Source organism: Dietzia sp. CH92 (assembly GCF_032248695.1).
In the GTDB taxonomy this organism is placed as follows: domain Bacteria; phylum Actinomycetota; class Actinomycetes; order Mycobacteriales; family Mycobacteriaceae; genus Dietzia.
This window is the reverse complement of sequence record NZ_JAVHXC010000002.1, coordinates 256758-268789: the sequence shown is the minus strand read 5'-3', so window position 1 is coordinate 268789 and position 12032 is coordinate 256758. Positions and strand designations below refer to the sequence as shown.

Here is a 12032-nt window from a genome sequence, read left to right as displayed (position 1 = left end):
GGGACGCCCGCCGGTCACGCCGTGGTCAGCGCAGCGCCTCCTCGCGGAACTCGCCGGGGAAGTCCACCGACGGCCCGTTGTCGACCTCGGCCCTGCGCAGCTCCACGCGCCGGATCTTGCCCGAGATCGTCTTGGGCAGATCCGTGAACTGCAGTCGGCGGATCCGCTTGTAGCCGGCCAGGTGGGTGCGCGAGTACTCGAAGATCTCCCGCGCGGTGTCCTCGTTCGGCTGCCAGTCGCCGGCGAGGACGACGAACGCCTTGGGCACGCTCAGCCGGACGGGGTCGGGGGAGGGGACGACGGCCGCCTCGGCCACGGCCGGGTGCTCGAGCAGCACGGACTCGAGCTCGAACGGGGAGATCCGGTAGTCCGAGGACTTGAACACGTCGTCGGTGCGGCCCACGTAGGTGATGTAGCCGTCCGCGTCCCGCGAGCCCACGTCGCCGGTGTGGTAGAAACCGTCCGCGTAGGCGGCGGCGGTCCGCTCGGGGTCGCCGTGGTAGCCGACCATGAGGCCGAGCGGACGCGGGTCGAGGCGCAGGCAGATCTCGCCCTCGGCCCCGTCGCCGGTGACCTCCTGCCCGGTGGCCGGGTCGACCAGCGCCACGTCGAAGCCGGGGCACGGGCGGCCCATGGAGCCGTCCTTGATGGGCTGACCGGGGGTGTTGGCGATCTGCACGGTGGTCTCGGTCTGGCCGAACCCGTCGCGGATGGTCACGCCCCACGCGTCGCGGACGCGGCCGATCACCTCGGGGTTCAGCGGCTCGCCGGCGCCCACCGCCAGTCGCGGCGGCACCTGCAGCTGGGTGAGGTCGGCCTGGATGAGCATGCGCCACACCGTCGGCGGGCAGCACAGGCTCGTCACTCCGCAGCGGTCCATCTCCCGCATCATCGCCGTGGCGTCGAAGCGGGAGTAGTTGTAGATGAACACGCACGAGCCCGCGATCCACGGGGTGAAGACGTTGGACCAGGCGTGCTTGGCCCACCCCGGCGAGGAGACGTTGAGGTGGACGTCGCCGGGCTGCAGGCCGATCCAGTACATGGTCGACAGGTGGCCGGCCGGGTAGGAGGCGTGCGTGTGCTCGACGAGCTTGGGCTTGCTGGTGGTCCCGGAGGTGAAGTACAGCAGCAGGGTGTCGTCGGCGTGGGTGGTGTGGCTCGGGGTGAAGTCGGGGGAGGCGTCCATCGCGCCCGCCAGGTCGGTCCACCCGTCCGGGGCGCCGCCGACCGCGCCACCCGCGCCGGCTCCGCCGCCGGCGTCACCCGCGCCGGCTCCGCCGACCGAGATGCGCTGATAGTCGCCGGGGATCGCGGCGAATCGCTCGGCCAGCTCGGCACGCGCGATGACGTGCTTGATCCCGCCGCGGGCGATCCGGTCGCGCAGGTCGCCCTCGGCCAGCAGCGTGGTCGCGGGGATGACCACGGCGCCCAGCTTGATGACGGCCAGCATGACGTCCCACAGTTCGACCTGGTTGGCCAGCATGAGCAGGATGCGGTCGCCGGGCTCCACGCCCTGATCGCGTAGCCAGTTGGCCGTGCGGTCCGAGCGGACGCGCATCTCGTCGAACGAGTACTTCGCCTCGGTCGGGGCGCCGCCGCCGTCGTGCTCCTCGACGATCCACAGTGCGGGATCGTCGTTGCCCTCGGCCTGGACGTCGAACCAGTTCAGCGCCCAGTTCCACTCGTCGAGCTCGGGCCAGGCGAAGCCGTCCCGGGCGGCGTCGTAGTCCTGCGCGTGGGCCTGGAGGAAGTCTCGGGCGGCGCGGAACCGGACGGTGGCCTCGGTGGGCAGCGGGGACATGGGTGCTCCTGTCGACGGACGTTCCTGCGTAGTGAGTCAGCTCACAGTAGGGCCGCCGTCGGCCGCGGCGGTACACCCGAAAGGGGAGGGTGGCGGGTCGGTCCGCCCCGGATATGGATTACTAGGAGTTGCAAGTATAGGGTGATGGGCATCACGGGAGAGGGGCGCTCGGCCGACCGGCCGGGGCGTCCCCGCTGACGAAGGGACGGTCATGTCGGATCTCAGGCAGGTCGAGCACTACATCAACGGCAAGCGGGTCGCCGCGACCGGCGGACGCATGCAGGACGTGCTCAACCCGAGCACCGGAAAGGCGCAGGCGTGCGTGCCGCTCGCCACCACCGCGGAGGTCGACGAGGTCATCGCGAAGGCCGCTGCCGCGCAGAAGGGGTGGGCCGCGCAGAACCCGCAGAAGCGCGCCCGCGTGCTCATGCGGTTCGTCGACCTGGTCAACCAGAACATGCAGGAGCTCGCCGAGCTGCTGGCGATCGAGCACGGCAAGACGACGCCGGACGCCAAGGGCGACATCCAGCGCGGCCTCGAGGTCATCGAGTTCGCGATCGGCATCCCGCACCTGCTCAAGGGCGAGTACACCGAGAACGCCGGCACCGGCGTGGACGTCTACTCCATGCGCCAGCCGCTCGGCGTCGTCGCCGGCATCACGCCGTTCAACTTCCCGGCCATGATCCCGCTGTGGAAGGCCGGCCCGGCGATCGCCTGCGGCAACGCGTTCGTCCTCAAGCCCTCCGAGCGCGATCCGTCGGTGCCGGTCCGCCTCGCGGAGCTGTTCACCGAGGCCGGTCTGCCGGACGGCATCTTCCAGGTGGTGCACGGCGACAAGGAGGCCGTGGACGCGATCCTCAACAACGACACCATCCAGGCGGTCGGCTTCGTCGGCTCGACCCCGATCGCCCAGTACATCTACGAGAACGCCGCGCGGACCGGCAAGCGCGCCCAGTGCTTCGGCGGCGCCAAGAACCACGCGATCATCATGCCGGACGCGGACATGGACCAGGTCGCGGACGCCCTGGTCGGAGCCGGTTTCGGCTCGGCCGGTGAGCGCTGCATGGCCATCTCGGTGGCCGTGCCGGTCGGCGAGGGCACGGCGGAGAAGCTCATCGAGAAGCTCCTGCCCAAGGTCGAGGCGCTGAAGGTCGGCCACAGCCACGACCCGCAGTCCGACTACGGACCGCTGGTGACCCCGGAGTCCAAGGAGCGCGTGCTGGACTACATCTCCCAGGGCGCCGAGGCGGGCGCGGAGGTGCTCGTCGACGGCCGCGGCGTGGGGGCGTACACCGACACCTTCGACGGGGAGGACATCTCCGGGGGCTACTACGTCGGGCCGACGCTGCTGGACAAGGTCACCACCGACATGAGCGTCTACACCGACGAGATCTTCGGCCCGGTGCTCACCGTCGTCCACGCCAAGGACTTCGAGGAGGCCCTCGCGCTGCCCACCGACCACGAGTACGGCAACGGCGTGGCCATCTTCACCCGCGACGGTGACGCGGCCCGCGAGTTCGTCTCCCGCGTCGAGGTCGGCATGGTCGGCGTCAACGTGCCGATCCCGGTGCCGATCGCGTACCACACCTTCGGCGGCTGGAAGAAGTCCGGCTTCGGCGACCTCAACCAGCACGGCCCGGAGTCGATCAAGTTCTACTCCAAGGTCAAGACGGTCACGCAGCGGTGGCCCTCCGGGATCAAGGACGGCGCCGAGTTCGTCATCCCCACGATGGACTGACGCCTGCCGGGCGTAGGAGAGGAACTGTATGTTCACGCTGGATGACGACGACAAGGTCATCGTCGACGCCGCTCGCGATTTCTCGGACAAGCGGATCGGTCCCATGGCGCAGGAGTGGGACGAGGCCCATCACTTCCCCAAGGACGTCCTGCGCGAGGCCGCGGGGATGGGCATGGGCGCGATCTATGTCTCCGAGGACGTCGGGGGCAGCGGGATGCGTCGCCTGGACGGGGTGCGGATCTTCGAGCAGCTCGCGCGCGGGTGCCCGTCGGTGGCGGCGTACCTGTCGATCCACAACATGTGCGTGTGGATGGTCGACGAGTTCGGCACCGACGAGCAGCGGCACGAGTGGATCCCGCGACTCGCCTCGATGGAGGCCTTCGCGAGTTACTGCCTCACCGAGCCCGGCGCCGGGTCCGACGCCGCGGCGTTGCGGACGAAGGCGGTCCGGGACGGTGACCACTACGTGCTCACCGGGACCAAGCAGTTCATCTCCGGCGGCGGACAGTCGGACGTGTATCTGGTCATGGCGAGGACCGGGGACGCCGGCCCGAAGGGCATCTCGGCGTTCCTGGTCCCCGCGGACTCGGACGGGCTGAGTTTCGGCCCCGACGAGCGGAAGATGGGGTGGAACGCGCAGCCCACCGCGCAGGTGATCATGGAGGGCGTGCGCGTGCCGGCCGCCAACCTCATCGGTGGGGCCGACTCCGGGGGCGAGGGGCTGGGCTTCACCATCGCGATGCGCGGTCTCAACGGTGGCCGTATCAACATCGCGGCGTGCTCGCTGGGCGGGGCGCAGGAGGCCTACTCGCGGGCGGTGGCCCACGTGCGGGACCGCGAGGCGTTCGGTGGCGCGCTCATCGACGAGCCGACCATCCGATTCACCCTCGCGGAGCTGGCCACGCAGCTGGAGGCGAGCCGGTTGATGCTGTGGCGGGCCGCCGCGGCGCTGGACGCCAAGGAGCCCGACCACGTCGAGCTGTGCGCCATGGCCAAGCTGTTCGTCACCGACCGGTGCTTCGACGTCGCGGACCGCTCGCTGCAGCTGTTCGGCGGCTACGGATATCTATCCGAATACGGAATCGAGAAGATCGTGCGGGATCTGCGGGTGCACCGCATCCTTGAGGGCACGAACGAGATCATGCGCGTCGTCGTCGGCCGGGCCGTCGCCGCGCGCGGACTGGGAGCGTAGTAGATGAGCAACGTGGACACGAGCACCGACAAGCCGACCGTGGCGTTCCTCGGGCTGGGCAACATGGGCGGCCCGATGGCCGCCAACCTGGCCGGGGCCGGTCACGCGGTCCGCGGCTTCGACCCCGTGCCGGCCGCGCAGGACGCCGCCCGCGAGGCCGGTGTCACGGTGTGTGGGTCCCCGGCCGAGGCGGTGCGGGGCGCCGCGGTGGTCATCACGATGCTGCCCAACGGGGACCTGGTGAAGTCCACCTACGCCGAGGTACTCGACTCCGCGGAGGCGGGCACGCTGTTCATCGACTCGTCGACCATCTCGGTCGACGACGCCCGCGAGGTCCACGAGCGGGCGGTGTCCGCCGGGATGCTGCAGGTGGACGCGCCGGTCTCGGGTGGGGTCAAGGGTGCCACGGCCGGCACCCTCGCGTTCATGGTCGGGGGCGAGCCGGAGGCGTTCGCCGCCGCCGAGCCGGTTCTCGAACCGATGGCGGGGAAGGTCATCCACTGCGGCGCCGCCGGCGCCGGGCAGGCGGCGAAGGTCTGCAACAACATGGTCCTGGCGGTGCACCAGATCGCGATCGGCGAGGCGTTCGTGCTGGCCGAGAGGCTGGGGCTCGAGCACCAGGCGCTGTTCGACGTCGTCACCGGCGCCACCGGCAACAGCTGGGCCCTGCACACCAACTGCCCGGTCCCGGGTCCGGTCCCGACGTCGCCGGCGAACAACGAGTTCAAGCCCGGCTTCGCGACCGCGCTGATGAACAAGGATCTCGGGTTGGCGCTGTCCGCCCTGGAGAGCACCGGCACCGTGGCGCCGCTGGGTGCCGCCGCCGCGGCCCTGTACGACGAGTTCGCGCAGGACCACGGGGACAAGGACTTCTCCGCCATCATCACCAGCATCCGCGACTCCGCGCGGGGCTGACCCGTCAGTAACAGGAGAGCTGAGATGACCACCCTCCGGCCGAGCGATTCGGACGCCGTCCTGGGCGCACTGCGCCGTGCCCGCCAGGAATCCGGGCTCCCCATGGTCTTCGCCGGGGAGGGGAACGGCGAGACCGCCCAGCTCAGCAGGTTCATCGGCGCCCGCACCACCTCGATGCAGGGACTCCAGGTCGCCAAGGGCCGCGGGCTGGGAGGCCACGTGATGGCGTCCGGGAGACCGGCGACGGTCCGCGACTACGAGGACTGTTCCGGCATCACCCGGCACTACGCGGAGGCGGTGGGGCAGGAGGGGCTCCGGGCCATCATCTCGGTGCCGGTGATGGTCTCCGGGGTCGCCCGCACGATCCTCTACGGTTCGGCGCGCGTGGCCACCCAGCTCGGCGATCACGTGACGCGGACGTTCAACTCGGTCGCCGCCGATCTGGCCTCGGAGTTCCGGGTCCGTGACGAGGTCGATCGTCGCCTGCGCATGGCCGACGTCGCCGCCGCCGAGCACACCGTCGGCCTGGAGGCGTCGGACCGCGAGCAGTTGCGGGTGCTGCACGGTGAGCTGCGCGCGATCGCGGCCGAGCTGGGCGACCCGGCGCTCCGCGACCGGTTGTTGGCCGCCGGCTCGGCCCTCGCCGGCGTCGGGCGCGCGCCGGACGCCGGAGACATCCCGGTGGCCGCCAAATCGGTGCTCTCACCGCGCGAGATCGACGTCCTCGCCCAGGTGGCCCTCGGATTGTCCAACGCGGAGGTGGGAGCGCGGTTGTCGCTCTCGCCGGAGACGATCAAGGCCTACCTGCGCAACATCGGCACCAAGCTGGGCACGCGCTCACGGATGGAGTCGGTGGCCCGCGCGCGCCTGCTCGGCCTCCTGCCCTGACCCGCCCCGCCGTATCACCGGCCCCCCGCCCCGCCGTCACGACGGCGGGGCGGTTCTACGCCGCCGCGGCCTCGTGTTCCCGCCAGGTCACCCGGACGCCGGTGGCGGGCCGGGTCAGCATCTCGGTCCACGGGAACGTCAGGTCGTCGGGGTCGCGACTGACCCGGACCCCGGGGCGGCACAGCGCGGCCACGGCGGCGGACAGCGCGGCCACCGCGATCTTCTCGCCGGGGCAGCGGTGGCCCGTGCGCACGTCGGCGCCACCGTGGGGGATGAACGCCTCGAGAGCCTCGGCGTCGTCGACGCCCATGAACCGGCCGGGGTCGAATGTGGTGGCGTCCGGCCAGTGCTCGGGATCGGTGTCGGTCCCGAGGAGATCGAGCAGCACCCGCTGGCCCTTGCGTACGGGGCAGCCCTGGACCTCGAAGTCCGTGGTGGCCAGGGCGGGCAGCATGGGCACGAACGGGTAGACGCGGCGGACCTCCTGGGCGAACGCCACGGCCTCGGGGATCGCGGAGAGCCGGCCGGCGGCGGACGCGGCCTCCCGGATCCGGTGCGCCCACTCGGGGTGTTCGGTGAGGGCGATCGCGGCGAACGCCGCGAACCGGGCCACCGCCACGGTGGGGCGGGTGAGGTTCTGGAGCTCCACCGCCGCGGTGCGGTCGTCGACGAGCGCGCCGTTCTCGTCGCGCAGGTCGGCCATGGCCGCCAGGACGGAGCCGGGCTCGGCCCGCAGGTCGCCCGAGCGCACCGCTCGGATCACTCCGGTGGCCCAGCGGTCCAGCCGCACGCGCTCGAGCTGGGCGATCGGGTTGGTCGACACGCGACCGAACGTGTCGAGAAGGCGGCTCATCTGGCGGGCGCGGCGGTCGGCCTCCGCGGGGGTGACGGGCAGGCCGGCCCAGCGGAACGCCGCCCGTCCGAACGCGGTCGAGGTGTCGTCGTAGACGGTGCCGCGGCCGCTGCGCGCCCACCGGTCGAGCATCTCCTCGAGTTCCTCGGCCACCAGCTCACCGAAGTGGGCGGCGCGGTCGTCGTCGTAGGCCATGTCGGCCATCGCGTTCTTGCGTGTGGCGTGGGCGCGGCCGTCGAGCGTGTGGACGGAGCCGGGGCCGAACAGCGGCAACCGGATGAACCCCGGCATCGCTCCGTCGCGGGCGACCTTGTCGGCGTCGTAGAACGCGCGGACGCCGTCGATTCCCCGGAGCAACACCGTGCTCCGGCCCATCAGCCGCAGCCGGACCGGTGTCTGGGACTCGGGGGTGACCCCCGCACGCCGGCGTACCCGGGAGGCGAAGAGGTAACCGGATCGCAGGAAATCGAGGGACTGGTCGCGGATCACCCGGGGGACGGGTCGGGGCATGGGCGCTCTCCTTCGTGCTCGGATGGGAACTCGCGGTCGGCGTCTCGCCGCCACCCTAGAGCGGCCCGCCGCGATGCGCTTCCGGTGGAGCCCGCCGCGCGGCGACCCGCCGTGGCGGACGTGCACCGCCGGCGGGTCGGCCGTCTGCGTGAGGCAGATCACCCACCCTCCACTTTCGGGTGTATCGGCGTGTGGTGGCCATCACATAAGTTCTGCGTCAATCGACGTTCATGCGTCGGGGATCACCCAGCCCGGGCTCGGCCCGGCCGCCCCTCACAGGACTTGGAGTTGTCTTGACAGCCACGAACCTCCCCGCGGGGGATTCGGCACAGTCGCCGAACCCGCCGGTCGCGCAGAAGACCTCGCTCGCCAAGGTCGCCGCGGCCTCCTCGATCGGTACGACGATCGAGTGGTACGACTTCTTCATCTACGGCACCGCCGCGGCCCTGGTCTTCCCGACCCTGTTCTTCCCGGATCAGAACCCCGCCACTGCGACCCTGTCGTCCTTCGCGACGTTCGCGGTCGCGTTCTTCGCGCGCCCCGTGGGCGCGGCGGTCTTCGGCCACTTCGGCGATCGGATCGGCCGCAAGCGCACCCTGGTCTGGACGCTCATGATCATGGGTGTCGCCACGGTGTTCATCGGCCTGCTGCCCGGATACGAGACCGGCGCGTTCGGGGCGTTCGAGAACGGGATCGGCATCCTCGCCCCGACCCTGCTCGTCGCGTGCCGCTTCTTCCAGGGCTTCGCCGTCGGCGGTGAATGGGCCGGCGCGACCCTGCTCACGGCGGAGTACGCGCCCAAGGGCAAGCGCGGGCTCATGGGCATGTGGCCGCAGCTCGGCGTGGCCTTCGCCTTCTTCCTCTCCTCCGGCACCTTCCTGCTGTTCTCCCTCATCGCCGGCGACGGCGCGGACGTCGACAGCCCGTTCATGCAGTACGGCTGGCGCATCCCGTTCCTGCTGTCCGCGGTCCTGGTCCTCATCGGTCTGTGGATCCGCATCTCGGTCGAGGAGACCCCCGTCTTCAAGCAGGACCGCGCCCGTGCGGCCACGGAGACCGCCCCGCGCACGCTGCCCTTCGCCGATGCGATCCGCTTCCAGTGGAAGGAGATCCTCATCGCCGGTGGCGCGCTCACCTCGCTGTTCTCCCTCTTCTACATGGGCACCTCGTTCCTCACGAACTACGCCACCAAGAACCTCGAGCACCCGCGCCCGTTCGTGCTGGGTATGGGCATGCTCGCCGCCCTGATCTTCGGTGCCGCGATCGCGGTCTCGGCGATCTACTCCGACCGCATCGGCCGCAAGAAGGTCATCGGCACCTCGGTCGCCCTGGCCGTGATCTGGACGCTGTTCGTGTTCCCGATCCTCGACACCGGATCCCCGATCGCGTTCGCCCTGGTCCTGTTCGTCACCCTCGTCATCTTCGGCATCGCGTACGGTCCGGCCGGCGCGCTCCTGCCCGAGCTGTTCCAGGCCCGCTACCGCTACACCGGCGCCGGGCTGGGCTACAACCTCGCCGGCATCCTCGGTGGCGCGCTGCCGCCGCTGGCCGCCGCCGCGATGGTCGCCGCGGGCAACACGTTGGGAGTGGGCATCATGCTCTCGCTCCTGTCCGCCATGTCGATGCTCTGCGTGATCGCCATGACGGAGTCGAGCAAGAACGACATGGACGCCGACGCGACGATCACCGCCGACCGCGTCATCGCCGCCGAGGTGCCGTGACCGGCACCCGCTGATCCGGGGCCCCGTCCCCGCAACCGGCCACACGATCAGCCGCGCCCGACCCCACCCGAGAGGGGGGTCGGGCGCGGTGTCGTGTGTGCGGCCCCCGTCGCGCGAGCGCGGTGCGCCGGCGTGGGACCGGCGCCCCTCCGGCGGGAACGGGTCAGAAGTCCCCGGCGGACCGGCGCAGGGAGGAGATGGCGTCGATGAGCGCGACCTGCTCCTCGGTGTCCATCCCCGGGTCGGCGAACACGCCGGCGTTGAGCGCGGCGGTCGCCTCGGCCACCACCCGCCGGCCGTCCTCGGTGATCTCGACGAGGGTGGTCCGCCCGTCGGTCGGGTGCGGACGCCGCTCCACCAGGCCCGCGTCCAGCAGACGCTTCATGGCGCTGGTGACGCTGGTGACGTGGACCTGGAGCCGCTCGGAGGCCTTGGTGATGGGCAGGGCCCCGGAGCGGGAGAAGGCGAGCAGGCGGAGGAGTTCATAGCGCGGGAACGACAGGTTCCAGGGCCGCAGGGTCTCCTCGACGCGGGCGAGCAGGATCTGGTGCGCGCGCATCACCGAGGTCACGACGGTCATCCCCTGCGCGGCGTCGACCCAGCCCTCGCGTTCCCAGTTGGCACGCGCCTGGTCGATGCGATCGGGGATCGGGGTGGTCCTGGGGGGCAAGGGCACACTCCTGAGGGGCGCGACTGTGGGGGCGATCCACCGAGTCTATCCGGCCGGCGGCCCTGTACAGGGCCGACTCGGCGAGGCGGCACCGGGCGGGAGCGCCCGCGCCCCTCCACCATCATGGGGGGAGGGCGACGATCCGGCGAGGACGGTTCCCGGTGTGACCGGCGCTATGGTCACCGCATGAGAAATGCCGTCCATCAGTCGGGAACGACGTTCGACCCGGCGCGCATCCGTCATCCGCATTTCCGGGACCTGGTCACCGACGCCGCCACCGCGGTCGCACGGATCTCCGACGGGGACACGGTCGCCATCAGCGGGTTCGCCAGCGCGGGCACCCCCAAGGCCTTCGCGCCGGCGCTCGCCGAACGCATCCGCTCCGTCCGGGCCACCGGCGAGGACTTCAGCGTCAACCTCCTCACGGGCGCCTCGGTGAGCAACGAGGCGGAGGCGATGCTCGCGGAGGTCGACGGAGTCGGCCTGCGGATGCCGTACCAGAGCGAGCCGACCGCCCGCCGGGCGATCAACGACGGCCGCATGGACTACGTCGACATCCACCTCTCGCACGTGGCCCAGCAGGTGTGGGAGGGCTACTACGGGAACGTGGACGTCGCCGTGGTCGAGGTGGCCGCGGTGACCGACGACGGCAAGCTGGTGCCGTCGATGTCGGTGGGCAACAACAAGACCTGGCTCGACGTCGCGGACAAGGTGATCCTCGAGGTGAACTCGTGGGTCCCGCTGGACGTCGAGGGGATGCACGACATCTATTACGGCACGGCCCTGCCCCCGGAGCGGCGGCCGATCATGCTCACGCGCCCCGACGACCGGATCGGACAGGCCCACCTCGAGGTCGACCCCGCCAAGGTGATCGCGGTGGTGCCGACCGACCGGCAGGACTCGGCGAGCGCGCTGACCGAGCCCGACGAGATCAGCCGGGCCATCGCCGGCCACGTCGTGGAGTTCTTCCGTCACGAGGTCGAGCGTGGACGCATGCCGGCGGGCAGCCTGCTGCCGCTGCAGGCGGGCATCGGCAACGTCGCCAACGCCGTGCTCGCCGGGTTGGAGGCCGGACCGTTCGAGAACCTCACCTGCTACTCGGAGGTCATCCAGGACTCGATGCTGCGGCTCATCCGTGAGGGCAAGGTCGCGCACGCCTCCGCCACGTCGCTCGCGCTGTCGCAGGCCGGGCTGGAGGAGCTCGTCGCCAACATCGACCTGTACCGCGACCACATCACGCTGCGACCGCAGGAGATCAGCAACCACCCGGAGATCGTCCGACGCCTGGGCATCATCGGGATGAACGGCATGCTGGAGGCGGACGTGTACGGCAACGTCAACTCCACCCACGTGTGCGGCACCCGGATCATGAACGGGATCGGCGGGTCCGGCGACTTCACCCGCAACGGGTACGTCTCCATGTTCCTCAGCCCGTCCACCGCGAAGGGCGGCGCGGTGTCGGCGATCGTCCCGATGATCCCGCACGTCGACCACACCGAGCACGACGTCCAGGTCATCGTCACCGAGCACGGCCTGGCCGACCTGCGCGGGCTCAGCCCGCGCAGGCGCGCCCGCCTCGTGGTGGACAACTGCGCGGACCCGGCGTACCGGCCGCAGCTCCACGACTACCTCGACCGGGCGAACGCGCGGCCCGACGCGGGGAACACCCCGCATATGCTCGAGGAGGCGTTCTCGTTCCACACCCGTTTCGCCGCGACGGGAAGCATGCTGGAGTAGAGGAGCA

General features: G+C 71.0%; 9 protein-coding genes. 6 read left to right on the top strand and 3 right to left on the bottom strand.

The window, feature by feature from the left end; translation table 11 throughout:
• Nucleotides 1-25: 25 nt before the first annotated feature.
• Nucleotides 26-1801, bottom strand: coding sequence for an AMP-binding protein (locus RWK90_RS04650; protein ID WP_314035259.1), 1776 nt, complete (start codon nucleotides 1799-1801; stop codon nucleotides 26-28).
• 211 nt (nucleotides 1802-2012) lie between these two features.
• On the opposite strand from RWK90_RS04650, the gene RWK90_RS04645 reads away from it, so the two are divergent.
• The 4 genes from RWK90_RS04645 to RWK90_RS04630 are packed head-to-tail and all read left to right on the top strand — an operon-like array spanning nucleotide 2013 to nucleotide 6534.
• Nucleotides 2013-3539: a CoA-acylating methylmalonate-semialdehyde dehydrogenase gene (locus tag RWK90_RS04645; protein WP_314035257.1), complete on the top strand. Its 1527-nt coding sequence runs from the start codon at nucleotides 2013-2015 to the stop codon at nucleotides 3537-3539.
• A 28-nt stretch (nucleotides 3540-3567) separates the two neighbouring features.
• The gene (locus RWK90_RS04640; protein WP_314035255.1) at nucleotides 3568-4731 is read left to right on the top strand and encodes an acyl-CoA dehydrogenase family protein; all 1164 of its coding nucleotides are present in this window, start codon (nucleotides 3568-3570) and stop codon (nucleotides 4729-4731) included.
• Nucleotides 4732-4734: 3 nt separating this feature from the next.
• Nucleotides 4735-5646, top strand: a complete 912-nt coding sequence (gene mmsB / locus RWK90_RS04635; protein ID WP_314035253.1) for a 3-hydroxyisobutyrate dehydrogenase — start codon at nucleotides 4735-4737, stop codon at nucleotides 5644-5646.
• Between the two features lie 24 nt (nucleotides 5647-5670).
• Nucleotides 5671-6534 (top strand): LuxR C-terminal-related transcriptional regulator, encoded by an 864-nt coding sequence (locus tag RWK90_RS04630; RefSeq protein WP_314035251.1) that lies wholly within the window; start codon nucleotides 5671-5673, stop codon nucleotides 6532-6534.
• A gap of 55 nt (nucleotides 6535-6589) precedes the next feature.
• On the opposite strand, the gene RWK90_RS04625 is transcribed toward RWK90_RS04630, so the two are convergent.
• Nucleotides 6590-7897, bottom strand: coding sequence for a cytochrome P450 (locus RWK90_RS04625; protein ID WP_314035249.1), 1308 nt, complete (start codon nucleotides 7895-7897; stop codon nucleotides 6590-6592).
• 293 nt (nucleotides 7898-8190) lie between these two features.
• Between RWK90_RS04625 and RWK90_RS04620 the strand changes: the two genes are divergently transcribed.
• Nucleotides 8191-9618: an MFS transporter gene (locus tag RWK90_RS04620; protein WP_314035247.1), complete on the top strand. Its 1428-nt coding sequence runs from the start codon at nucleotides 8191-8193 to the stop codon at nucleotides 9616-9618.
• 163 nt (nucleotides 9619-9781) lie between these two features.
• On the opposite strand, the gene RWK90_RS04615 is transcribed toward RWK90_RS04620, so the two are convergent.
• Nucleotides 9782-10288 carry a MarR family transcriptional regulator gene (locus RWK90_RS04615; RefSeq protein ID WP_314035245.1) on the bottom strand — a complete coding sequence of 169 codons (507 nt, stop codon included), beginning with the start codon at nucleotides 10286-10288 and terminating at the stop codon, nucleotides 9782-9784.
• Nucleotides 10289-10474: 186 nt separating this feature from the next.
• On the opposite strand from RWK90_RS04615, the gene RWK90_RS04610 reads away from it, so the two are divergent.
• On the top strand, nucleotides 10475-12025 hold the full coding sequence (locus RWK90_RS04610) for a succinate CoA transferase (protein ID WP_314035243.1): 1551 nt from the start codon (nucleotides 10475-10477) through the stop codon (nucleotides 12023-12025).
• The last annotated feature ends 7 nt before the right edge of the window (nucleotides 12026-12032 follow it).